Below are 24,318 nucleotides of genomic sequence, written 5' to 3'. Positions count from 1 at the left end.
TCAGTCGGCGGCGGGCGGGTTCAGGACTTGTTCGCTGAGCTTGTCGGCCAGGCGCACGAAGGCGGCCAGGTCGAGTTGCTCGGGGCGCAGGCTGCCATCGACGCCGGCGGCTTCGATTTCGGCATTGCTCAGCAGCAACTTGAGGGTATTGCGCAGGGTCTTGCGGCGCTGGTTGAAGGCTTCGCGAACGACGCGCTCCAGCAATTTATGGTCTTTGGCCGGATGTGGCAGTACCGCGTGCGGCACCAGGCGCACGATGGCCGAATCAACCTTCGGCGGCGGATTGAATGCACCCGGGCCGACGTTGAACAGATGCTCGACCCGGCAATGGTACTGAACCATGATCGACAGACGGCCCCAATCACCGCCACCCGGGCCTGCCGCCATGCGCTCGACCACTTCTTTTTGCAGCATGAAGTGCATGTCGCGGATCAGGCTGGCGTTATGCAGCAGGTGAAAAATCAGCGGCGTGGAAATGTTGTACGGCAAGTTGCCGACCACACGCAGGCTACCCGGCGCGGCATTCAGGCTGGTGAAGTCGAACTTCAGCGCATCGCCCTGATGCAGGCTGAAATTGCTCCTGCTGGCGAACTGCTGATTGAGGATCGGGACCAGGTCCTTGTCCAGTTCCACCACGTCCAACTGGGCGCCGCTATTGAGCAGGCCTTGAGTCAGGGCACCCTGGCCCGGGCCGATTTCCAGCACGCGGTCTTCGGCTTTGGCGTGGATAGAGCGCAAGATACGGTCGATAACGCCGGCATCGTGCAGGAAGTTCTGGCCAAAGCGTTTGCGCGCCTTGTGTTGGTAATGCTCGGTCATAAACGGGTCTCGGCCATCTGGTAGGCGGTTTCCAGGGCGACTTGCAGGCTGCCGGTGTCGATTTTACCGCTGCCGGCCAGATCCAGGGCGGTGCCGTGGTCGACCGAAGTGCGGATGATCGGCAAGCCGAGGGTCACGTTGACTGCCGCGCCGAAGCCTTTGTACTTCAGCACGGGCAAGCCCTGGTCGTGGTACATCGCCAGCACTGCGTCGCAGTGCTCCAGATATTTGGGGGTAAACAGAGTGTCGGCGGGCAGGGGGCCGCGAAGGTCCATGCCTTCACCGCGCAGGCGCTCTAATGTAGGTTCGATAATGTCGATTTCTTCATGGCCCAGGTGTCCGCCTTCACCGGCGTGCGGGTTGAGTCCACAGACCAGGATGCGTGGCTGGGCGATGCCGAATTTTTCTTGCAGATCGGCGTACAGAATTCGTGTGACCCGCTCCAGGCGCTCCGGCGTGATCGCATCGGCAATCTCGCGAAGGGGCAGGTGAGTGGTGACCAGCGCCACGCGCAATCCACGCGTGGCCAGCATCATCACCACCTGTGCGGTATGGGTCAGGTCAGCGAGAAATTCGGTGTGCCCGGAGAAGGCAATACCGGATTCGTTGATGACACCCTTGTGCACGGGGGCGGTAATCATGCCGGCGAAATGCCCGTCCAGGCAGCCTTGACCCGCACGGGTCAGGGTTTCCAGGACAAACGCGGCATTGCCCTTGTCCAGCTGGCCGGCGGTGACCGGCGCATTGAGCGGTGTATCCCACACATACAAACTGTTAGCTGGAGCAGGAATATCCGGCCAACTGTCCGGGGTTACCGGCAACAAGTCGACAACCACACCCAGCTGCGCGGCCCGCTCAAGGAGCAGGTCGCGGCTGGTAATGGCAATCAGGGGGTGTGGCTGGGCTTGCGAGGCGAGCAGCAGGCACAGGTCAGGACCTATGCCGGCCGGTTCGCCGGGGGTCAGCGCGAAACGCTTGGGTTTCACTGCGCTGCCTGGCTTGCACCAGGGAGTTTGATTTCTACGTACGCTTCGTCACGGATCTGACGCAGCCAGGTTTGCAGCTCTTCGTCGTATTTGCGGTTACGCAGTACGGTCATTGCCTGTTGCTCGCGAGCCTGGGCGGTGCTGTCGGTGGCGCGACGGCCAAGCACTTCCAGAACGTGCCAGCCGTACTGAGTCTGGAACGGCTTGGACAGCTTGCCCTGCGGGGTCTTGGCCATCACTTCGCGGAATTCCGGTACCAGTGCGTTCGGGTCGATCCAGTTCAGGTCGCCGCCGTTGAGGGCAGAACCCGGGTCTTCCGAGTAGTTCTTGGCCAGTTCGCTGAAGTCTTCGCCTGATTCAATACGAGCGTAGAGCGATTCAGCCAAGGCCTTTGTTTTAGCTTCGTCGCGGATCGGGCTTGGTTTGACCAGGATGTGACGCACGTGCACTTCGTCGCGCACCTGGGTCTGGCCGCCGCGCTTGTCGAGGATCTTCAGGATGATGAAGCCGCCGGGTGTGCGCATGGGTTGGGTGACTTCGCCAACGGACATGGAGCTCAGCATGCGATCGAACGGAGGTGGCAATTGGGCGGCTTTACGCCAGCCCATGTCGCCGCCTTCCAGTGCAGTTTCACTGGCAGACTTGGCGATGGCCAACTGACCGAAATCAGCACCTTGCTTGAGCTGCTGGTAAACCGCGTCGGCCTGCTTGGCAGCATTCTGAATCGCGTCGGAGTTGGCGCTTTCCGGCGTAGGAATCAGGATGTTGGCCAAACGGAACTCTTCGGACAATTGCATCTTGCCAAGGTCGGAGGCGAGGAAGTTCTTAACTTCCTGTTCGGACACCTGGATGCGCTCGGCCACGCGGCGCTGACGCACGCGGCTGATGACCATTTCACGGCGAATCTGTTCACGGGCGTCGTCGTAAGACAGGCCGTCGTGAGCCAGCGCGGCGCGGAATTGATCCACGGTCATGTTGTTGCGCTGGGCAATGGTGCCCACCGCCTGGTTCAGTTCTTCATCGGTAATGCGGATGCCCGAACGTTCGCCGATCTGCAATTGCAGGTTTTCGACGATCAAACGCTCAAGCACCTGCTGCTCCAGCACGCTGGCTGGCGGCACAGCAGTGCCACGCTTGGCAATGGTTTGCTGAACTTCACGAACGCGATGGTCCAGTTGGCTCTGCATGACTACGTCGTTGTCGACGATGGCCACCACTTTGTCGATGGACTGTACGGCGGCGTTGGCCGCGGTACCTAGAAACAGCGCGCCCAGCAGTAGCGGGCGCAGACAATCAGAAAGCTTGGTCTTCACGTTCACGATAACCTTGGATGCCTTTGTCGAGGAAGCTCTCTACTTTGGCGCCGGTGAGGCCGCCGAGTCCCTTCAGAACAATTTGGAGGAAGACGCCGTGGTCGCCCTTTTCGTTTTGTGGAGCATTTTGGCTGAACTCGTCGTAATCAACGAAGTAGCGGTTTATCAAGCGCAGTTTCCAGCAGCAATTGTCGTACTCGAAACCACCGAAGGCTTCCAGGGTACGGTTTTGGTTGTAGTCATACTGCCAGCGGCTGATGGCGTTCCACTGAGGCACGATCGGCCACATCACCGAGAAGTCGTGCTGCACGATCTTGTAGTAGTCCTTCACGAAACCAGGCTGGCCCTCAACGCCATAGTCACCGCCGAACTGCCATTGACCGGTGTTCTGGTTATACAGCACCTGATCGTTGCGATAGCGATAGCCGGCGTTGATGATCTTGTTCGGGTTGTCTTCAGGCTGGTAGTGGAACATCGCGCTACCCGAGCGAGGGCTGCGGGTGTCCGGGTCCCAGTTGTAGTCGGCCGTGGTGCGCCAGTCGCGGTTCCAGCGGTATTCGTATTCCAGGGCGTACGGCGAAACGTTGGCTGTAGAATCGGCACGGGTATCTGAGACGCCTGGCATCTGTACTTTGCGGTCCTTGAAGAACAAGGCCTGGCCTACGCTGATGCGTTGACGTTCAAAGCCGTCGTCTTCGATCCAGCGGTTGGTGATGCCCAGCGACAGTTTGTTCTCGTCGCCGACACGGTCGGAGCCGGAGAAACGGTTGTCACGGAACAGCGATGCATAGCTGAAGGTGTATTCGCTGGTGTCGAAAACAGGAATGTCTTCCTGGTCTACCTCTGGCACATAGAGGTAGTACAGGCGCGGCTCAAGGGTCTGGCGATAGTTCTTGCCGAACCATTGGGTTTTGCGATCGAAATACAGGCCGCTGTCGATGCTGGCGATTGGCACACCACGGTTCTGGTTACTGTCAAAGGTGCCGAGGAGTTTGTCCTGTTCTGCGGACTGTTTGGCAATATCGGATTTGCCGCTACTGTCCAAGTCCAGTTGGTACTGGGTGTATTGGTACTTGAGCGTCGGCTTCAGGAAACCATAAGTCCAGTCCAGCGGCAGGCTGACGGCTGGTGCCAGGTTTAGACGGTCGCCGGTAGCGCGCGCCAAGCCCCGAGTGTTGGTGTCTATCTGAGGGCTCACATTGCCGTCTTGATCGGTGAAGTCGCCATTTTTCAGGTCACGATCAAACCGCACGATTTCAGTGTTGTAGCTGAAATTCAGGCCGCTTGGATGATAAGGCAGCGCACCATCGAAGGTGATCTGCGGCAAGCGATCGTAAGGGGTGACGTTCTGAACGGTCGCCAACTCAAATGCCTGGGCATTCACGCGCGCCGTATAATTGTCACCACGGTAGGTAACCGAGCCTTGCTGGTTCACGTAGTCAGCGCTTTTCACGCCAATCTGGTCGGTCTGCAGATCCTGGAAGTAATAAGGATCGCTGATCTTGGTGTAGTCGACTTGCGTGTATACGCGCGAATCCAGACCACCCTTGTGCTGCCAGTTATACATGTAGCGGTCTTTGCGGTAGTCGGTCTGTTTACTGCGCTCGGTGTCTTCGTCGTTGAGGTACGCACCACCGAACTGACCTTCGCTGGACTGGGTGAGGTAGCGGAATTCGCCTTCCATCAACAAGCCATGCTTTTCCATGTAACGCGGGTACAACGTGGCATCGTAGTTCGGTGCCAGGTTGAAGTAATACGGTGTGACCAGCATGAAGCCGGTATCGCTGCCGGTTCCGATGGTCGGCGGCAGGAAGCCGGACTGGCGACGGTCATCGATCGGGAAATAGATGTACGGCGTGTACAGGACAGGAATGTCCTTGACCCGCAATGTCACGTTGGTCGCGGTACCGAAGCCGGTCGCCGGGTTCAGGGTGATGTTGTTACCCTTGAGCTGCCAGGCGTTGCTGTCCGGTTCGCACGTGGTGTACGTACCATCCTTGAGGCGGATGATCGCGTTTTCGGCACGCTTGGCGTACAGCGCGTTACCGCGGATACGGGATTTGTGCATCACGTATTCGGCGTTGTCGACCTTGGCTTCACCGGTGTCGAGCTGCACATCGGCGTGGTCGCCGACGATCAGTGCGCCGTTGTCGCGGATGCGCACGTCGCCAGTGAGTTCGGCGCGGCTCTCGGCCTGATACAGGCTGGCCTCGTCGGACTCGACCTGCATGCTGCCCTGACGCAACACGACGTCACCGGCCAGCGTGCCGATCTGATCTTCGGTGTTGTAGCGCGAAGCCTTCGCGCCGATAAAGGTAGGCGCGTCACTTTTATCCGTCTTGTCATTCATGCCAGGACGAATCGGTTCTACATAGGCACCAGCGCAGTAAGGACCGGTTTCGGCCAACTGTGCAGCAGTGAGATTTTCGCGTGGCACCCAGTCGAGGTGGCTGTAATCTTCGCTACGGGACTTCAGGCCGCGGCCCTTGGACTCGGTAACGAGTACAGTCTTGGCGCCGGTTTCTTCGCTGGAACCGTTCTGGACTGCAGCTTCGCCAGTGGCGGAAACTGCGCCATCTTCATGGACTGGACGCGGTGGCAATGTCGCCGTCGACGCTTTTGGTGCGCAGCTCCAGGCACCCGAAGCAGAGGCTGAGCAGTCATACTGTTCCGCGGCAACCACGAATGAAGTAGCCAGGGGTTGCAGGGCCAGCAAACTGCCGGTAACCAACAACGGAAATTTTTTACGAAACGCGGGGGATTTCAATGCCATCTTATTTGTCCGGGCTTCCTGCGTGCCATCTGCCCGCGGTGTGGGCCGCACGCCTCTCGATGGTCTGAAAAAGATGCTGGATAATAAAGCATGCCCCGCTTGACGGCTAGCGCCGTCGGAGACCCTTGCAATGCCTGATCAAGATGTACGTTTGCAACACCTGAAAGTTTGGCTCGATGACCAGTTGGCAATTCTCTTTGCAGCACAAGGCTGGGGCTCCGTCCCCCCGGCCACGTTGACTGCGGCCAGTAGCGATGCGAGTTTTCGGCGCTATTTTCGCTGGGAAGGCGAGGGTAAAAGCTTCATCGTGATGGACGCTCCACCGCCTCAGGAGAACTGTAAACCCTTCGTGGATATCGCGTTCTTGCTGGCGAAATCCGGGATAAACGTGCCACAAATTTATGCCGAAGACCTCGAGCGCGGCTTTCTTTTGCTCAATGACTTGGGCAACAAGACCTATCTGGACGTGATCGACAGCGAAAACGCGGACGATTTGTTCAACGATGCCCTACAAGCATTGCTGGCTTTTCAGCAGTTGCCGATGGTTGCGCCGTTGCCGAGTTATGACGTCGCACTGTTGCGTCGCGAGCTGGAATTGTTTCCCGACTGGTATGTAAAACATCAGCTGGGCATCGAGTTCGACGCTGCGCAGAAAATGCTCTGGCAGAACGTGACCGATCTGTTGATTGAAAGCGCCCTGGCCCAGCCCAAAGTCCTGGTGCATCGCGACTACATGCCACGCAACTTGATGCTCAGCCAACCGAACCCTGGTGTGCTGGATTTCCAGGATGCGGTGTATGGGCCCGTGACCTACGACGTGACCTGCCTGTTCAAAGACGCCTTCCTCAGTTGGCCTGAAGAGCGTGTGCGCGGCTGGCTCGAACAGTACTGGCAGCAAGCCGGCTCCCTCGACATTCCGGTTCAACCGGATTTTGAAGACTTCCTGCGTGCCAGCGACCTGATGGGCGTGCAGCGTCACCTGAAAGTCATCGGCATCTTCGCCCGCATCTGCCATCGCGACGGCAAGCCGCGCTACCTCGCCGATGTGCCGCGGTTCTTTGCCTATATAGAAGCTGTGATTGCCCGCCGGCCTGAACTGGCCGAGCTGGATGTGTTGCTGCTGAGTCTGCGTGCCGGAGCGAATGCATGAAGGCAATGATTCTGGCGGCAGGCAAAGGCGAGCGCATGCGCCCGTTGACCTTGACCACCCCAAAACCGTTGGTTTGCGCCGGCGGCGTGCCGTTGATCGAGTATCACCTGCGCGCCTTGGCGGCAGCCGGGTTTACCGAAATCGTGATCAACCACGCCTGGCTTGGTCAGCAGATCGAAGATTATCTGGGCGACGGTTCGCGCTACGGCGTCAGCATCCAGTATTCGCCGGAAGGTGAGCCGCTGGAAACCGGCGGCGGGATTTTCCACGCGTTGCCGTTACTGGGTGATGAAGCCTTTGTGGTGGTCAACGGTGACATCTGGACCGACTACGATTTCAGCGTGCTGCATCAACCCGGCGCCGGGTTGGCTCACCTGGTCCTGGCGGATAACCCGATCCATCACCCGGCAGGCGACTTCACGCTGGCCGACGGGCACGTGCGCGACGGTCAGCCAGGCACCGCAACCCTGACGTACAGCGGCATCGCGGTGTTGCATCCGCAGCTGTTCGACGGTTGCTCGGACGGGGCGTTCAAGCTTGCGCCACTGTTGCGTAAAGCCATGGCCGACGGGCAGGTGACGGGTGAACGGCTGAAAGGTCAGTGGGTGGATGTCGGCACGCACGAGCGCCTGGCCGAAGTTGAAGCCTTGATAGAAGCGAACCGCTGAAATGTTGTGGCCAGGGACTCTGATCGGAGCCGGAGCAGGCTTTGCCATAGCCAGTATTCCGGGGGCCATGCTCGGTGCTTTGTTGGGGCAGGCGCTGGATCGGCGCTTGCATCTGCAAAGCTTTGGGCATCTGTATGAAAAGCTCGGCGGTCGCCCGATGCTGCGCAATGATGAACTGCTTTTCGTGTTGCTGGGGCGGTTGGCCAAGAGTGATGGGCGGGTGTTGGATGGCCACATCCAGCAGGCCCGGCAGGAAATGCGTTCTTTGGACATGACGGACTCGGCGCAGCGTCGTGCCATTGTTGCGTTCAATCGCGGCAAGTCGGGCAATGATCGATTACGCGGCTATCTGCGACGCTTGAGTGCTCAGCCTCATGCGGCAGAAGGTGTATTGCGCGCCTGTTGGCGGATGGTCTGGGCCGATGGCCGTGCCGGCCGTCATGAGCGCGAGTTGATTGCCCAGTGGGGTAAGTGGCTGGGCTGGACGCCGCATCAGGTTCAGGCATTGGCCGCCGATTATGAACAGCACAAGCGGCCAAAGGTCAGCAGCGCGATCAGCTATCAAGATGCGTTGCGGCTTTTGGGGGTATCGGCAACCAGCGAGCCGGAGCAGATCAAGCGCGCTTATCGGCGCCTGCTCAGTCGTCATCACCCGGACAAGGTTGCCGGCAGCGGGGCGACGGCATTGCAGGTTCGTGAGGCCACGGACAAGACTCGCGAGTTGCATACGGCTTATACGTTGATTCGTGAGCGGCGGGGTTTTCGCTAGGGAAGCAGATTTGTGCTGTCTCTGATGACGCCATCGCGAGCAGGCTCACTCCCACACTGGATTTTCGTCGGCACAGAATTAGTGCTCACTGAAGATCAACTGTGGGAGTGAGCCTGCTCGCGATGGAAGCGCCTCGGTCTATCAGCCCGCCGCATTCTGCGGATTCAACCAACCGCGCACCCGGCGCACCAGTTGCTCCTGCTCAGCCTTGGCATTCCCTGGCAACGCCTTCAGCGACACCTGGCTGAACGCTGACGTCTTCAAACGCTTGCTGGCCTGCAAACGCTCCAGCGCTGCTTTGCGATCCAGCGGTTTATCCATATAGAAGAGGTCTGCTGTCGCGAGCTTCAACGTTGGCGTCAGTTCAGCCAACTCAGGCTTTGCCGCAACCGGTGTCCGGGCAGCGACCATCACAAATTTCTCCACTTGCGAAGGCTGCCTCTCACTCAGGTAGCGCGCGGCCCAGTAAGCGCCAGTGCCATGGCCCAGCACAACAATGCTGCGGGCGCTTTGTTGTTCGGCATACGCAATGGCAGCGTCGATACGCGCGAAGATTCGTTCAGCGTCGGCTTTGGCTTGCTCCTCGCTGGTTTCGACGATGGCCTTGTCAGTCACTTCCGATTCACCGCCGGCGGCCTGCTCGATGGGCGCTGCGGTGGTGGAATCCTTGCTGCCGGTATCCGGCGCTTTGGGCGCGGGTGCGACTTCCACGATACGTGGCGCAATGGCGTCGCTTTGCAGGTCTGGCAAGGTGATACTCAGGCTGCTCCACTGGGCGTCCGGCAATTGGCGACGCAAAGGCCCAATTGCTTGCGGCCAGTCAGCGGTTTCACCAGCGCCGGGGATGATAATCACCGCGCCCTTGGGCTCGGCGGTATTGGCCGGCGTCCACAAGGCCAGAAAGTTGTCGGTACCGGCTTGCAGTTGTTGCTGTTCCTGAGCAGGGATTTTTCGCTCAAGTGCTAGGGCTTCTTCCTGACTACGCTCAAGCAATGGCTGGCGTTCGGCCGGTTTTTCTTCTGCGGATTTTTCTGCCGCGGCAGGCACCGGGTCGGCGGCCTCGACAGAAAAGGCACAAGGCAGGATCAGCGACAGGCACAATACTGGCAGTGCCAGGCGGTAGACAGGGGGCATTGGATATTCCAGGCCAGAAGTGTTTCCGGCAGCCTAATGGGTTAGTCAGTGTTTGTCAGTGTGTGAGACTTCGATGATGCGTTTTCGCTGCCTGTGGGTTATCGGCTGTTTGTGGTTTCCCTTGATGGGGTGGGCGGCGTCTGCGCCAGTGGTGCATGCCGCGCCATTGTCACCCCGGCAACAGCAATGGCTGGCAGACCATGACGAACTGCGGGTCGGCGTGGTGTTGCAGGCGCCTTATGCGCAATATGATCGCCGCTTGCAGCAGTTGTCCGGGGTGAACGTCGAGTTGATGAAATGGTTGGCCGATGCGCTCAAGGTTGAGTTCAGCTGGCGCAATTTTCCGGATGTCGCGCAACTGGAAGACGCCGCACGCGAGGGTGAAATCGACATCGCTGTGGGGCTGACGCAAACGCCGACCGGTTTGCGCCTGTGGCAATTTACCGATCCGTACATGCGGGTTCCGCAACTGGTGGTCAGCGACCAGAAAAGCACCGGTGTCGTGGAGCTGGAGAAGCTCGACAGCCAGACCCGCGTCGCGGTGCGCATGCCCAGCGCGACCGCCGATTATCTGCGCAGCAACTATCCCCATTTGAACCTGCAAGGCGTGCCCATCGAGCGCCAGGCGCTGCAGTTGTTGCTGAGTCAGCAGGCCGGTTACGCCGTAGTCGACGAGGCTCAGCTGGGCCGCTTGTCCGCCGAGCCTGAGTTCGCCGGGCTGGTTGTGGTGGGTGACATCGGCCTGCCGCAATTGCTGCGAATAGCCACTCGCCGGGATTGGCCGGAGCTGGCCGGCATTGTCGAAAGTGCGCTGCGGGCGATCCCGGCCAAGGACCTGGAGCAACTGCACAACCAATGGTTGCAGCCTAAATATCCAAGGCTTTCCGAATCCCCGGGGTTCTGGCAAAACCTTTGCCTGCTGTTCGCCGTCATGCTGCTGAGCAGCCTGGCCATCGTGTTCTGGCAGCGGCGGCAACAGCACAGTCTGGAGCAGCGCCTGTTGGCCGCGCGCGAAGACATAGCCCTGCGTGAGGCAAGTGAAGAGGCGTTGCGCCTGACCCAGTTTTCCATCGATCAGAGCACCGTCGGCATTCTCTGGGTCAACTGGGACAGCCATGTGCGCTACGCCAACCACGCCGCCGAAAGCATGCTCGGCTACCCGCCGGGTGGGATCATCGATCGACCGCTGATCGACTTCGAACCCGGCCTGCACATGGATCGCTGGCTGAATCTGTGGAAACGCGCGCGGGCCAGTGAGGATGATCCGCTAAGTTTCGAAACTAACTGCGTGCGGGCTGACGGCAGCATTTTGCCGACGGATGTGTCGTTGAGTTTCCTGCGGTTTCGCGACGGCGAATACCTGGTTGTTTACCTCAACGACGTGACCGAACGCCGCCGCGCACTGGCCGCATTGCAGGAAAGCGAGGCGCGGTTGCAGGGGATCGCCGCCAACGTTCCTGGACTGGTTTTCCGCCTGGAGCGCGCGCCCGTGACAGGGCAGATCGACTTTGCCTACATCAGTGAAGGCAGTGAAAGTCTGGTGGGGTACTCGCCGGCCACCCTGGCCCACCGCGATAAAGGCCTGCGCAGTCTGGTGCACCCGGACGACAAGGCCAGCTATCACCTGACTCAGGACCATGCGCTGGATACCGACAGTGACTGGTCATGGCAAGGACGGATTTTGACCCGTTCGGGCGAACAGCGGTGGGCCGAGATCAAAGCCATCACCCGTCGGCTCGACGACGGGGCCTACGTCTGGGACGGTATTGTCTGGGACATCAGCGAGAGCAAGCGTATTGAGCTGGAACTCGCCAGCTCCCGCGAACAACTGCGTGAATTGTCCGCCCACCTGGAGTGCGTGCGCGAAGAGGAAAAAGCGCGTATCGCCAGGGAAGTTCATGACGAACTGGGCCAGATGCTGACCGTGCTCAAACTGGAAACGTCCATGTGCGAATTGGCCTACGCCCAGCTCGATCCCGGGCTGAACGAACGCTTGAACAGCATGAAACGCTTGATCGCTCAGCTGTTCCAACTGGTGCGCGACGTGGCAACGGCGCTGCGACCACCGATTCTCGATGCCGGGATCGCTTCTGCCATCGAGTGGCAGGCCCGGCGTTTCGAGGCGCGCACGCAGATTCCGTGTCTGGTGCAGGTGCCGGACAATCTGCCGGTGCTCAGCGATGCCAAGGCCATCGGCTTGTTCCGGATCCTCCAGGAAGCGCTGACCAATGTCATGCGCCATGCCCAGGCGCATACTGTTGAACTGTCATTGGCGCTGGAAGGCGACGAGTTGTGTCTGACCGTCAGTGATGATGGCGTAGGATTTGTCGCCGCGACCGGCAGGCCAACATCCTTTGGTGTGGTCGGCATGCGTGAGCGGGTGTTGATCATGGGTGGGCGGTTGTTGCTTGAAAGTGAGCCGGGGGAGGGCACGACCTTGAGTGTGCGGGTGCCGCTGGATGCAGCCTGATTTTTTGTAGAGTCTTTGCTGGCCCCATCGCGAGCAGGCTCGCTCCTACAGGGCTTTTGTGAACGACGCACATCCAATGTGGGAGCGAGCCTGCTCGCGAATGATCTTGAATCTGGAGAAAAACGTGATCCGTGTACTGGTAGCCGAAGACCACACCATCGTCCGCGAAGGCATCAAGCAATTGATTGGCCTGGCCAAGGATTTGCTGGTGGTAGGGGAGGCGAGCAATGGCGAGCAGTTGCTCGAGACCTTGCGTCATGTGCCGTGCGAGGTGGTATTGCTGGATATCTCCATGCCGGGCGTGAATGGCCTGGAAGCAATTCCGCGGATTCGTGCGCTGAACAATCCGCCGGCCATCCTGGTGTTGTCGATGCACGACGAAGCGCAAATGGCCGCCCGGGCATTGAAAGTCGGCGCTGCGGGTTACGCGACCAAGGACAGTGATCCGGCGTTGCTGTTAACCGCGATCCGTAAAGTAGCGGCGGGTGGGCGCTACATCGACCCGGACCTCGCCGACCGCATGGTTTTCGAAGTCGGCTTGACCGATTCCAGGCCGTTGCACTCATTGCTGTCGGAGCGCGAGTTTTCGGTGTTCGAACGTCTGGCCCAAGGCGTCAACGTCAATGACATCGCCCAGCAACTGGCCCTGAGCAGCAAAACCATCAGCACCCACAAGGCGCGATTGATGCAGAAGCTCAACATCACCTCGCTGGCGGAATTGGTGAAGTACGCGATGGAACACAAACTCCTGTAGGAGCACAGCTTGCTGGCGATGGCGTCTTTGAAATCGCTATCGCCGGCAAGCCGTGCTCCTACAGGGATTTGTGCCGGCCATATCCATTTGCGACATACCTGATAACCCGCTTTTGCCAGTTCCTGCGGCTTGCAGCCCACCGCCCGTCGCCATCGCGAATCGACATACCCATCCCCGCCATCCTTGTAGGGCAATCCCTACCCCCAACCTTCCATCCGGCTGAGGCCATTCTCTCCTGCGCCCCGATTTGCGTGGCCGGCAGTGTCCACTAGGCTTAGCCCACAGCAGTCATCAACAACAAAGGTGCGGGTATGAGCCAGGTCGATTCAAACGCAGGGGCCAGCGACATTCTGGTCAGCTTTCGTGGAGTGCAGAAAAGCTACGACGGCGAGAACCTGATCGTCAAAGACCTCAACCTGGACATTCGCAAAGGCGAATTCCTCACCTTGCTCGGGCCATCCGGCTCCGGCAAGACCACCAGCCTGATGATGCTCGCCGGTTTTGAAACACCGACCGCGGGCGAAATCCTGCTGGCCGGGCGTTCCATCAACAACGTGCCGCCACACAAACGTGACATCGGCATGGTGTTTCAGAACTACGCGTTGTTCCCGCACATGACCGTCGCCGAGAACCTCGCGTTCCCGCTGACTGTGCGTGGCCTGAACAAGAGCGACGTCAGTGCCAAGGTCAAAAAAGTCTTGAGCATGGTGCAACTCGACGCCTTTGCTCAGCGCTATCCGGCACAACTGTCCGGCGGACAGCAACAGCGTGTGGCGTTGGCCCGGGCGCTGGTGTTCGAGCCGCAGCTGGTGCTGATGGACGAACCCCTCGGCGCACTCGATAAACAACTGCGCGAACACATGCAGATGGAGATCAAACACCTGCATCAACGCCTCGGCGTGACCGTGGTCTACGTGACCCATGACCAGGGTGAAGCCCTGACCATGTCTGACCGGGTGGCGGTGTTCCATCAAGGCGAAATTCAGCAGATCGCGCCGCCGCGCACCCTCTACGAAGAGCCGAAAAATACCTTCGTCGCCAACTTCATCGGCGAGAACAACCGCCTCAACGGCCGCTTGCACAGCCAGACAGGTGATCGCTGCATCGTTGAACTGGGTCGCGGCGAAAAAGTTGAAGCGCTGGCGGTCAACGTCGGCAAGACCGGCGAACCGGTCACGCTGTCGATTCGTCCCGAGCGCATCAGCCTCAATGGTTCCAGCGAATCATGCGTCAACCGCTTCTCAGGGAGGGTGGCGGAATTCATCTATCTGGGCGATCACGTCCGGGTTCGCCTGGAAGTCTGCGGCAAGACCGACTTCTTCGTGAAACAACCGATTGCCGAGCTCGATCCCGCGCTGGCTGTCGGCGACGTGGTACCGCTTGGCTGGCAGGTCGAACACGTTCGCGCGCTCGACCCACTTTTAGAGGCGAACTGATCGCCCCCTGCTTCAACCAACCCTGCACGTGGAGAGAACAATAAATGTTGAGATCCCTGAAATTCACCGCCCTGGTCATGGGCATGATCGGTGCGGCACACGCGATGGCCGCGGGTCCGGACCTGACCGTGGTGTCCTTTGGCGGGGCGAACAAGGCTGCGCAGGTCAAAGCCTTCTACGCACCGTGGGAAGCGGCAGGCAACGGCAAGATCGTGGCGGGCGAGTACAACGGCGAAATGGCCAAGGTCAAAGCCATGGTCGACACCAAGAGCGTGTCCTGGGACCTGGTAGAAGTTGAATCGCCAGAACTGTCCCGTGGCTGCGACGAAGATATGTTCGAGCAGCTTGATCCGAAGTTGTTCGGCAAAACCGAAGATTACGTCAAAGGCGCTATCCAGCCGTGCGGCGTGGGTTTCTTCGTGTGGTCGACCGTGTTGGCCTACAACGCCGACAAACTGGCTTCCGCGCCAACCAGTTGGGTGGATTTCTGGGACACCAAGAAATTCCCGGGCAAACGTGGCCTGCGTAAAGGCGCCAAGTACACCCTGGAATTCGCTCTGATGGCCGACGGCGTTGCGCCCAAAGACGTCTACAAAGTGCTGGCCGGCAAGGATGGTCAGGACCGCGCGTTCAAGAAGCTCGATGAGCTGAAACCAAGCATCCAGTGGTGGGAAGCCGGCGCACAACCGCCGCAGTACCTCGCTTCCGGTGACGTGGTCATGAGCTCGGCCTACAACGGCCGGATCGCTGCCGTGCAGAAAGAAAGCAACCTGAAAGTGGTGTGGAACGGCGGCATCTACGACTTCGACGCATGGGCAATTCCAAAAGGTCTGGATAAAGCACGCGCTGAAGCGGCGAAGAAATTCATCGCCTTCTCGGTGCAGCCACAGCAGCAGAAGACCTACTCGGAAAACATCGCCTACGGCCCGGCCAATATTCTGGCCGTACCGTTGCTGCCCAAGGATGTCCTGAAAGACATGCCGACCACCCCGGAAAACATCGCCAACCAGGTGCAGATCGACGTCAGCTTCTGGGCTGACAACGGCGAGCAACTGGAACAGCGCTTCAACTCCTGGGCTGCGAAGTAACTTGCGATTGAACCTGTAGGAGCTGGCTTGCCAGCGATCCGGGCGGCACTGTGTATCAGCCAGACCCCGTTATCGTTCATCGCTGGCAAGCCAGGCTCCTACCGGTGATCAGTTGTTATCAAGAACAGAAGTGGCCTTGCCCTCAAAGAGTGCCACTTCTGTAACGATCAAAGATTTCCGGAGTACGCCATGGCCACCGCCATTCCCCTGAACGCGGGCACTGACCCCACCTTGAAGCAGCGACTCAAGCACGCCGAGCGGATCAACCGCTGGAAGGCTCAAGCCTTGATCGCGCCGTTGGTGCTGTTTCTGTTGCTGGTGTTTCTGGTGCCCATCGTGGCGCTGCTCTACAAAAGCGTGGGTAACCCGGAAGTGGTCGGCGGCATGCCGCGCACCGTGTCGGCCATCGCCAGCTGGGACGGCCGAGGCCTGCCCGCTGAACCGGTTTACAAAGCGGCCAGCGAAGACCTCGCCGAAGCCCGCAAGAATCAAACCCTGGGCGACTTGTCCAAGCGCTTGAACATGGAGTTGGCCGGCTACCGCAGCCTGCTGACCAAAACCGCCCGCGCCTTGCCGTTCGCCACTGAACCGGCCTCCTATAAAGAAGCACTGGAAGGTCTCGACGAGCGCTGGGGTGACCCGGCCTACTGGCAAGCGGTACGCCGCAACGTCAGCAGTATTACGCCTTACTACCTGTTGGCGGCGGTCGATCATCGTATCGATGACCTCGGTGAACTGGCCCCGGCCACACCCGACCAGGCGATCTACCTCGACATCTTTGCCCGGACTTTCTGGATGGGCCTGATCATTACGGCGATCTGCCTGGTGCTCGCATATCCATTGGCCTACCTGCTGGCGAACCTGCCTTCGCGTCAAAGCAACCTGTTGATGATTCTGGTCCTGCTGCCGTTCTGGACCTCGATCCTGGTGCGCGTCGCCGCCTGGATCGTGTTGCTGCAATCGGGCGGCCTGATCAACAGCGGACTGATGGCCATGGGCATCATCGATAAACCGCTGGAACTGGTGTTCAACCGTACCGGCGTCTACATCTCCATGGTGCATATCCTGCTGCCGTTCATGATTTTGCCGATCTACAGCGTCATGAAAGGCATCTCACCGACGTACATGCGTGCCGCGATTTCCCTTGGCTGTCACCCGTTCGCCAGTTTCTGGCGGGTGTATTTCCCGCAGACCTATGCCGGCGTCGGTGCCGGTTGCCTGTTGGTGTTCATCCTAGCCATCGGCTACTACATCACCCCGGCGTTGCTGGGCAGCCCGAACGATCAGATGGTCAGCTACTTCGTCGCCTTCTACACCAACACCAGCATCAACTGGGGTATGGCGACCGCACTGGGCGGGCTGCTGTTGTTGGCGACCGTGGTGCTTTATCTGATTTACAGCTGGCTGGTGGGCGCCAGTCGCCTGCGCCTGAGCTAAGGGGAGAACGAAATGCTGAGTCCTTATATGTCGCCCGTTGAGCGGGTGTGGTTCTACAGTTTGCGGATTCTCTGCGGCCTGGTTTTACTGTTCCTGATTTTGCCGGTGCTGGTGATTATTCCGCTGTCGTTCAACTCGGGCAGTTTCCTCGTGTATCCGCTGCAAGGTTTTTCGCTGCACTGGTATCAAGACTTCTTCGCCTCGGCGGAATGGATGCGCTCACTCAAGAACAGCATCATTGTTGCCCCGGCGGCGACGGTGCTGGCGATGGTCTTCGGTACGCTCGCGGCGATTGGCCTGACGCGCGGCGATTTCCCGGGCAAGGCGCTGGTCATGGCATTGGTTATTTCGCCGATGGTGGTGCCGGTGGTGATCATTGGTGTAGCGAGCTACCTGTTCTTTGCCCCGTTGGGGTTGGGCAACAGCTTCTTCTCGCTGATCGTGGTGCACGCGGTGTTGGGTGTGCCGTTTGTGATCATCACCGTGTCGGCGACGTTGCAGGGGTTCAACCAGAATCTGGTGCGCGCCGCTGCAAGCCTGGGTGCCTCGCCACTGACGGCGTTTCGCCGGGTGACGTTGCCGTTGATTGCTCCGGGCGTGATATCGGGGGCGCTGTTTGCCTTTGCGACATCGTTCGATGAAGTGGTGGTGACGTTGTTCCTCGCAGGTCCGGAACAAGCGACCTTGCCACGGCAGATGTTCAGCGGGATTCGCGAAAACCTCAGCCCTACCATCGCGGCTGCGGCGACACTGCTGATTGCCTTCTCGGTGATCCTGCTGCTGACTCTGGAATGGCTGCGCGGCCGTAGCGAAAAACTGCGCACGGCCCAGGTCTGACATTTCACACCGATCACCTGTGGGAGCGAGCCTGCTCGCGATGAGGGACTGACATTCAACATTGATGTCGACTGATAGTCCGCTATCGCGAGCAGGCTCACTCCTACAGTAGATTTATGGTGTTTTCAGGAACTGTGTTCATTCATGACCTGAATAGCAGACAACCCCCAATCCCCAGCTACTCTTGTGCCCAGCTCCCCTATCTATAAGAGGCTGCGCACGATGAGTCTTTCCTCTTTTAAAATCGCTCACAAACTGATCACCGGTGCAGGTGCCATCGAGCAGCTCGCCGCTGAACTGACACGTCTGGATGTCGATAACCCGCTGATCGTTACCGATGCGGCGCTGGTCAAGTCTGGCACGGTTGAACTGGCGCTGGCTCAGTTGGGTGATCGCACCTACGAGATTTTCGACCGGGTCCTGCCAGACCCGGAAATTGCCATCGTTGAAGACTGCATGCGGGTGTATCGCGACGGGGGGCATGACGGTTTGATAGGTGTGGGCGGTGGCAGTGCCATCGATATTGCCAAGAGTGTGGCGGCGTATGCCGGTTACCACGGCGCGCTGGAAGATTTGTTCGGTGTCGATCAAGTGCCGCGCAAAGGTCCGCCGCTGATCGCCATCCCGACCACGGCCGGTACGGGGTCGGAAGTCACCAACGTGGCGATCCTTTCCGACAAGGTCGCGCAGCTGAAAAAAGGCATCGTCAGTGACTATCTATTACCGGACGTGGCACTGGTCAGTCCACAAATGACCCTGACCTGTCCGCGCAGTGTCACCGCTGCCAGCGGCGTCGATGCACTAGTGCATGCCATCGAGTCCTACCTGTCGGTCAATGCCTCGCCGATCACCGACGCCTTGGCCATCGGCGCCATCAAGCTGATTGCCAAAGCGCTGCCCAAGGCCTATGCCAATCCGTCCAACCTGCAAGCCCGAGAAGACATGGCCACTGCCAGCCTGATGGCGGGCATGGCGTTTGGCAATGCCGGGGTCGGCGCGGTGCACGCGTTGGCGTATCCGCTGGGCGGGCGTTTCAATATCGCCCACGGTGTCAGCAACGCCTTGTTGTTGCCCTATGTCATGACCTGGAACAAGATGGCGTGCGTTGAGCGCATGCAAGATATTGCCGAGGCCATGGGGGTGAAGACCCCTCATCTGAGCGCCAACGAAGCGGCGGACAAAGCCGTGGAGGCGATGACCGCGCTGTGCGCAGCGGTGGAAATCCCGCTGGGCATGCGCAGCTTCGGCGTTCCCGAGGACGCCATCCCGGCCATGGCTGCGGAAGCGGCAGGAATCGAGCGTCTGATGCGCAACAACCCACGCAAATTGAGCACCGCCGATATCGAGAAGATCTACCGAGCGGCGTACTAGAGCCTGCCGTGACTTAATGATCGAAGGCAGGCCCAATCATCGCGGTCACAGTGCGCGCGCCAAAGTATGAGGTATACAATGCGCGCCATCGTGATTCCGCTCAAAAAGGTGCGTCATGCAGCCCTTCGTTATTGCTCCGTCGATTCTCTCCGCCGACTTCGCCCGCCTGGGCGAAGAAGTGGACAACGTCCTGGCCGCTGGTGCCGACTTCGTGCACTTCGATGTCATGGACAACCACTACGTGCCCAACCTGACCATCGGCCCGATGGTGTGCGCGGCGCTGCGCAAGTACGGCGTGACCGCGCCAATCGACGCGCACCTGATGGTCAGCCCGGTGGACCGCATCGTCGGTGACTTCATTGAAGCCGGCGCGACCTACATCACCTTCCACCCGGAAGCCTCGCAGCACGTCGACCGTTCCCTGCAACTGATCCGCGAAGGCGGCTGCAAGTCGGGCCTGGTATTCAATCCGGCGACCCCGCTGAGTGTGCTCGAATACGTGATGGACAAGGTCGACATGATCTTGCTGATGAGCGTCAACCCGGGCTTTGGCGGACAGAAGTTCATCCCCGGTACCCTCGACAAACTGCGCCAGGCGCGGGCGTTGATCGATGCCTCCGGGCGTGACATTCGCCTGCAAATCGACGGCGGCGTGAACGTGAACAACATCCGTGAAATTGCTGCCGCTGGCGCTGACACTTTCGTTGCTGGCTCGGCGATTTTCAATGCGCCGAACTATCAGGAAGTGATCGAGAAGATGCGCGCCGAACTGGCACTGGCTCGCCCATGAGTGGTTTTGAGCAGTTGTTCCCGGGGCGTCTGCCGCGGCTGGTGATGTTCGATCTGGATGGCACGCTGATCGATTCGGTCCCGGACCTCGCAGCGGCTGTGGATAACATGCTGCTCAAGCTGGGCCGCCAGCCTGCCGGCATCGAGTCGGTACGTGAATGGGTCGGTAACGGCGTGCATACACTGGTACGCCGGGCCCTGGCCAACCACATCGACGCCCAGGGTGTCGATGAGGTCGAGGCCGAGCATGCCTTGGAATTGTTCAACGGATTTTATGAGGACGGTCACGAGCTGACGGTGGTTTACCCCGGTGTGCGTGACACCCTCAAGTGGCTGAACAAACAAGGCGTGGAAATGGCGCTGATCACCAACAAGCCTGAGCGTTTCGTCGCGCCGCTGCTGGATCAGATGAAAATCGGCCGCTACTTCAAATGGATCATCGGCGGCGATACCTTGCCGCAGAAGAAACCCGACCCGGCCGCGCTGTTTTTCGTGATGAAAATGGCCAACATCCCGGCCTCGCAATCCTTGTTCGTCGGCGATTCGCGCAGCGATGTGCTGGCGGCGAAAGCGGCAGGGGTCAAGTGTGTAGCGCTCAGTTACGGCTATAACCATGGTCGACCGATTGCCGAAGAGTCGCCGGCGCTGGTGATCGACGATCTGCGCAAACTAATTCCCGGTTGCCTGGATCCAGCCGCTGAGATAACGTTGCGCGACGCTGTTCAACCTCCTGCTGGAAACGCCATCGTGGTGGTCACTCGCAAACTCTGGATGAAAGTCATCAAGGCCCTGGCCCGCTGGCGTTGGCGCGCCTGACTTGTTCCTGGCCGGCGTACCGGCGCGTTTGCATACCTGACCGTTAGACCCTCAAGCCACGAGGCTACCCCATGATCCGCGAAGAATTCCTGCGTTTGGCCGCTGCCGGCTACAACCGCATCCCGCTTGCCTGCGAAACCCTGGCTGACTTCGACACGCCGCTGTCGATCTACCTGAAACTGGCCGACGAGCCGAACTCCTACCTGCTGGAATCGGTTCAGGGCGGGGAAAAGTGGGGCCGTTATTCGATCATTGGTCTGCCGTGCCGCACCGTGCTGCGGGTGCATGACCATCACGTCAGTGTGACCGTCGACGGTATCGAGACCGAAAGCCACGACGTTGAAGACCCGCTGGCCTTCGTCGAAACCTTCAAGGCCCGTTACAACGTGCCGACCATTGCCGGTCTGCCGCGTTTCAACGGCGGTCTGGTGGGGTATTTCGGTTATGACTGCGTGCGGTATGTGGAGAAGCGTTTGGGCAAATGCCCGAACCCGGATCCACTAGGCGTGCCGGACATTTTGCTGATGGTCTCCGATGCGGTAGTGGTGTTCGACAACCTCGCCGGCAAGATGCATGCGATTGTGCTGGCTGACCCGGCGCAGGTCGATGCTTTCGAACAAGGCCTGGAGCGTCTGGAAGAACTGCTGGAAAAGCTCCGCCAGCCGATCACGCCGCGCCGTGGCCTGGATTTCAGCAAGCAGCAGTCGGCTGATCCGGTGTTCCGTTCGAGCTTCACGCAGGACGATTACGAAAAAGCCGTCGACACCATCAAGGAATACATCCTGGCCGGTGACTGTATGCAGGTCGTGCCGTCCCAACGCATGTCGATCGACTTCAAGGCTGCCCCGATTGATCTGTACCGGGCACTGCGTTGCTTCAACCCGACGCCTTATATGTACTTCTTCAACTTCGGCGACTTCCATGTGGTCGGCAGTTCGCCGGAAGTGCTGGTGCGGGTCGAAGACAATCTGATTACCGTGCGCCCGATCGCTGGCACCCGCCCACGCGGCGCCAACGAAGAAGCCGATCTGGCACTGGAAAAAGACCTGCTGTCCGACGACAAGGAAATTGCCGAGCACTTGATGCTGATCGACCTGGGTCGTAACGACACCGGTCGAGTCTCGGAAATCGGCTCGGTGAAACTCACCGAGAAGATGGTCATCGAGCGTTATTCCAACGTGATGCACATCGTGTCCAACGTCACCGGGCAGTTGAAGGCCGGTCTGACGGCGATGGACGCGCTGCGGGCGATTCTGCCCGCTGGCACGTTATCGGGCGCACCGAAGATTCGTGCGATGGAAATCATCGACGAATTGGAGCCAGTGAAACGTGGCGTCTATGGCGGCGCGGTCGGTTACTTTGCCTGGAACGGCAACATGGACACCGCCATCGCAATCCGTACCGCAGTGATCAAGAACGGCGAACTGCATGTGCAGGCCGGTGGCGGCATCGTCGCCGACTCGGTGCCGGCGCTGGAGTGGGAAGAAACCCTGAACAAACGCCGCGCGATGTTCCGTGCCGTGGCGCTGGCCGAACAAACCCCGGACACATGAGCTCACCCAAAAACCTGTGGGAGCGAGCCTGCTCGCGATGACGGACTGACATTCACTATTGAAGTCGACTGATACTCCGCTATCGTCGGAACGCCGCCCGGAGCCGGCTCGCTCCCACATTGGATTTTCGGACACCAAAAAAAACGCGGCGCCTGTGAGGGCGCCGCGTTTTTTTTTGCCCGCGATTTAGAAGTCCAGCGCAACCCCTACGTTAATACCTTGCTGAGTAAAGTCGTCATCTTTGCGAATGTTGTAGCTGGCGCGCAGTGCCAGTTCCTTGGTGAGGTTGTGGCTAACTCCCAAATTCAGCCGGTTCAGATTGGTTTGCGGGGTGTAGCCTTCCAGCGTGAACTGATTGTTCGGCAGGCTGTTGAGGCTGATGGTCACGTCTTGGGTATCGTCGTTGTACTCACGCTCGTGAGCCACTTCGCCGAATACCTGGGTTTGTGGGGTGATCCGGTATTTGCCCTGCAAACCGAAGCCCAGGCGTCGGGAAATACTCTCCTGATCGGCAAAGGTCAGCGCTGTGGAATCACTGGCTTGCTCCGAGTAGCCATCGACTTTTACCTTGGAGAAATCGGCGCTGACAAACGGCGACAGGTGCCAAGGGCTGCTGGCTTGCTGTGCGATGTCGTAACCGATGCGAGCGCTGAAGGCCTCGACGTAGCCACTGGTGTCGCCTTTTTCGCTGCGCTCGTTGACGCCCAACTGGAATTTACGCTTGAGACTGTCGTAATCCAGGTGCCCGCCCGTCAACGCCGCGTCAGCCCACACGCGATTTTGTTGGTACTGGGCGAATGCGGTGCCCAGGTAAGTGTTGAGCTTGTAGTCGGAGTCGTTAGTGCCGGCCTCGAGTTTCTGGTTATAGAAACCGGCCGCCACACCGACGCGCCAGGCATCGTCGAGACGATAGCTGCCGCCGATGTTCAGGTTGTACCCGTTACCATCGGCGCTCACGACGCTGTCCTGCCCGTCAAAATCCTGATGCTGGCCACCGCCGGCAACAATGGCTCGCCATTGGCCGACACCTTGCCAGTTTTCCCAGTCGGCCATCCATTGGTTGCGCAGTTCATCCTGGTGCGAGCGCAGTGTGCCTTGGGCCATTTGCGGCAGTAGCGTCAGCTCCCACGGCGCTGACAACAGCGAATACGCATAATCGGCGATCAGGCGTTGCCCTGCTTCGGTCGGGTGTACCGAGTCGTTGTAGATCAGCTTGGTCGGGTCTGGTGTGGCGCTGTTGATACCGTAACGGGCGTTCTCGGTACAGCTGCTACCGCTGAAGCAGGTGGCGCTCAGGTTCTGGTCGGTGGCCAGGCCAAACTGCACCGGGTTGGCGAACGCCTCTTTGAGCAGTACCGGAATGTTGAGCGGGATGATTTCTGCATTGATGTTCTGCAGTCGGCTGACCAGTTCAGTGTTGAACTGGGCGCTGAGTTGGGACGTGAATGCTTGCAGCGGCTTGCCATTGAACGCCGGAGTAAAGCCGATATCGGGCAGCAGCCAGACCATGATGTATTTGGCGCCGGCGGTTTGCAGCGTCTGCACGCTGTCGGCCAGTCGGTCGGCGGCGGCACTGGCTTGAGGCAGGCTGGTGACGCGTCCTTGCAGGAAGTCGTTGCCGCCACCCGACAGGTAATACAGTGCGTTCGGGTCGGCACGGAAGTTGTTCGACGGCAGGTATCCGGCACGGGTGCGTTCGCCGGTGTCGGCAGTACTGGCGATCGAATCCAGAATCTGATCGGTGCGATAACCACCGACGGCCCAGTTGTTACCATCGGGCTGGCCATTGCTGGCGCGTACCGCTGAACTCGATGACGCGGTCTGGTCCGCCGAGTACCCCAGCTTTCCACCCAGTATTTGCGTGGAGTTGAGCGAGCGGACTTCGCCGCTGCCATCCAGATAAACCGGCCCCGTCCGGTTGGTGAAGCGTTCCGTGGCCCCGGCAGGTCCGCCGGTGTCGGCAAAGGTCCCGGCGTCATTGAGGCTGTCGCCGAAGACGACGAAACTGGTGTAAGGATTAGGCGCGGCATTCGCCTGGGCGCAGGCCATTGCAAGCAAGCATCCTGCGAGCGGTACAAACAACGTCTGTCTGATCATGAGCAAGTCCGTTTATTTATTTATTGTTTTAGTTAACGAAACGACAGTACCAAAAACT

The 24,318-nt window shown here is 59.4% G+C and carries 19 protein-coding genes; 13 read left to right on the top strand and 6 right to left on the bottom strand.

The genetic code is table 11. The features are described 5' to 3' along the window. From rsmA to KGB06_RS10235, 4 genes are read right to left on the bottom strand one after another with little or no spacing between them, the layout of a single operon-like run. Positions 1-819: a 16S rRNA (adenine(1518)-N(6)/adenine(1519)-N(6))-dimethyltransferase RsmA gene (gene rsmA, locus KGB06_RS10250; RefSeq protein ID WP_223514911.1), complete on the bottom strand. Its 819-nt coding sequence runs from the start codon at positions 817-819 to the stop codon at positions 1-3. Beyond that, positions 816-1,805: a 4-hydroxythreonine-4-phosphate dehydrogenase PdxA gene (gene pdxA, locus KGB06_RS10245; protein WP_223514908.1), complete on the bottom strand. Its 990-nt coding sequence runs from the start codon at positions 1,803-1,805 to the stop codon at positions 816-818. Before pdxA ends, rsmA begins: the two co-directional genes overlap by 4 nt. Beyond that, positions 1,802-3,124 carry a peptidylprolyl isomerase SurA gene (gene surA, locus KGB06_RS10240; RefSeq protein ID WP_223514905.1) on the bottom strand — a complete coding sequence of 441 codons (1,323 nt, stop codon included), beginning with the start codon at positions 3,122-3,124 and terminating at the stop codon, positions 1,802-1,804. Before surA ends, pdxA begins: the two co-directional genes overlap by 4 nt. Continuing rightward, the gene (locus KGB06_RS10235) at positions 3,099-5,891 is read right to left on the bottom strand and encodes an LPS-assembly protein LptD (protein WP_223514902.1); all 2,793 of its coding nucleotides are present in this window, start codon (positions 5,889-5,891) and stop codon (positions 3,099-3,101) included. Before KGB06_RS10235 ends, surA begins: the two co-directional genes overlap by 26 nt. A gap of 130 nt (positions 5,892-6,021) precedes the next feature. Between KGB06_RS10235 and KGB06_RS10230 the strand changes: the two genes are divergently transcribed. The 3 genes from KGB06_RS10230 to KGB06_RS10220 are packed head-to-tail and all read left to right on the top strand — an operon-like array spanning position 6,022 to position 8,478. Continuing rightward, on the top strand, positions 6,022-7,041 hold the full coding sequence (locus KGB06_RS10230) for an aminoglycoside phosphotransferase family protein (protein WP_223514899.1): 1,020 nt from the start codon (positions 6,022-6,024) through the stop codon (positions 7,039-7,041). Next, positions 7,038-7,709, top strand: a complete 672-nt coding sequence (murU, locus tag KGB06_RS10225; protein ID WP_223514896.1) for an N-acetylmuramate alpha-1-phosphate uridylyltransferase MurU — start codon at positions 7,038-7,040, stop codon at positions 7,707-7,709. Before KGB06_RS10230 ends, murU begins: the two co-directional genes overlap by 4 nt. 1 nt (position 7,710) lies before the next feature. Beyond that, positions 7,711-8,478, top strand: a complete 768-nt coding sequence (locus KGB06_RS10220) for a TerB family tellurite resistance protein (RefSeq protein WP_223514893.1) — start codon at positions 7,711-7,713, stop codon at positions 8,476-8,478. Between the two features lie 141 nt (positions 8,479-8,619). On the opposite strand, the gene KGB06_RS10215 is transcribed toward KGB06_RS10220, so the two are convergent. Next, positions 8,620-9,612: an alpha/beta hydrolase family protein gene (locus tag KGB06_RS10215; protein ID WP_223514890.1), complete on the bottom strand. Its 993-nt coding sequence runs from the start codon at positions 9,610-9,612 to the stop codon at positions 8,620-8,622. A 73-nt stretch (positions 9,613-9,685) separates the two neighbouring features. On the opposite strand from KGB06_RS10215, the gene KGB06_RS10210 reads away from it, so the two are divergent. The 10 genes from KGB06_RS10210 (at position 9,686) to trpE (ending at position 22,163) form a co-directional block, all read left to right on the top strand. Then, positions 9,686-12,082, top strand: coding sequence for a PAS domain S-box protein (locus tag KGB06_RS10210; protein WP_223514888.1), 2,397 nt, complete (start codon positions 9,686-9,688; stop codon positions 12,080-12,082). 100 nt (positions 12,083-12,182) lie between these two features. Beyond that, positions 12,183-12,836 carry a response regulator transcription factor gene (locus tag KGB06_RS10205; protein ID WP_223514885.1) on the top strand — a complete coding sequence of 218 codons (654 nt, stop codon included), beginning with the start codon at positions 12,183-12,185 and terminating at the stop codon, positions 12,834-12,836. 311 nt (positions 12,837-13,147) lie between these two features. Next, positions 13,148-14,272, top strand: a complete 1,125-nt coding sequence (locus KGB06_RS10200) for an ABC transporter ATP-binding protein (RefSeq protein ID WP_223514882.1) — start codon at positions 13,148-13,150, stop codon at positions 14,270-14,272. A gap of 44 nt (positions 14,273-14,316) precedes the next feature. After that, the gene (locus KGB06_RS10195) at positions 14,317-15,360 is read left to right on the top strand and encodes an ABC transporter substrate-binding protein (protein ID WP_223514879.1); all 1,044 of its coding nucleotides are present in this window, start codon (positions 14,317-14,319) and stop codon (positions 15,358-15,360) included. Positions 15,361-15,549: 189 nt separating this feature from the next. Then, the gene (locus tag KGB06_RS10190; protein ID WP_223514876.1) at positions 15,550-16,797 is read left to right on the top strand and encodes an ABC transporter permease; all 1,248 of its coding nucleotides are present in this window, start codon (positions 15,550-15,552) and stop codon (positions 16,795-16,797) included. Between the two features lie 12 nt (positions 16,798-16,809). Beyond that, on the top strand, positions 16,810-17,634 hold the full coding sequence (locus KGB06_RS10185; RefSeq protein ID WP_223514873.1) for an ABC transporter permease: 825 nt from the start codon (positions 16,810-16,812) through the stop codon (positions 17,632-17,634). Between the two features lie 222 nt (positions 17,635-17,856). After that, positions 17,857-19,005, top strand: coding sequence for an iron-containing alcohol dehydrogenase (locus tag KGB06_RS10180; protein WP_223514870.1), 1,149 nt, complete (start codon positions 17,857-17,859; stop codon positions 19,003-19,005). Between the two features lie 115 nt (positions 19,006-19,120). Next, positions 19,121-19,795, top strand: a complete 675-nt coding sequence (gene rpe, locus KGB06_RS10175; RefSeq protein ID WP_223514867.1) for a ribulose-phosphate 3-epimerase — start codon at positions 19,121-19,123, stop codon at positions 19,793-19,795. Further along, complete coding sequence (locus KGB06_RS10170; RefSeq protein ID WP_223514865.1) at positions 19,792-20,610, top strand: phosphoglycolate phosphatase; 819 nt, start codon at positions 19,792-19,794, stop codon at positions 20,608-20,610. Before rpe ends, KGB06_RS10170 begins: the two co-directional genes overlap by 4 nt. A 71-nt stretch (positions 20,611-20,681) precedes the next feature. Further along, positions 20,682-22,163 (top strand): anthranilate synthase component I, encoded by a 1,482-nt coding sequence (gene trpE, locus KGB06_RS10165; RefSeq protein ID WP_223514863.1) that lies wholly within the window; start codon positions 20,682-20,684, stop codon positions 22,161-22,163. 186 nt (positions 22,164-22,349) lie between these two features. Here trpE and estP read toward each other — a convergent pair whose 3' ends face one another. Next, positions 22,350-24,260 (bottom strand): esterase EstP, encoded by a 1,911-nt coding sequence (estP, locus tag KGB06_RS10160; protein WP_223514860.1) that lies wholly within the window; start codon positions 24,258-24,260, stop codon positions 22,350-22,352. Positions 24,261-24,318 lie beyond the last annotated feature (58 nt).

The organism is Pseudomonas sp. GL-B-19, assembly GCF_019956415.1.
GTDB lineage: Bacteria > Pseudomonadota > Gammaproteobacteria > Pseudomonadales > Pseudomonadaceae > Aquipseudomonas.
The sequence above is the reverse complement of the archived record's forward strand: the minus strand, read 5'-3'. Positions and strand labels throughout refer to the sequence as shown.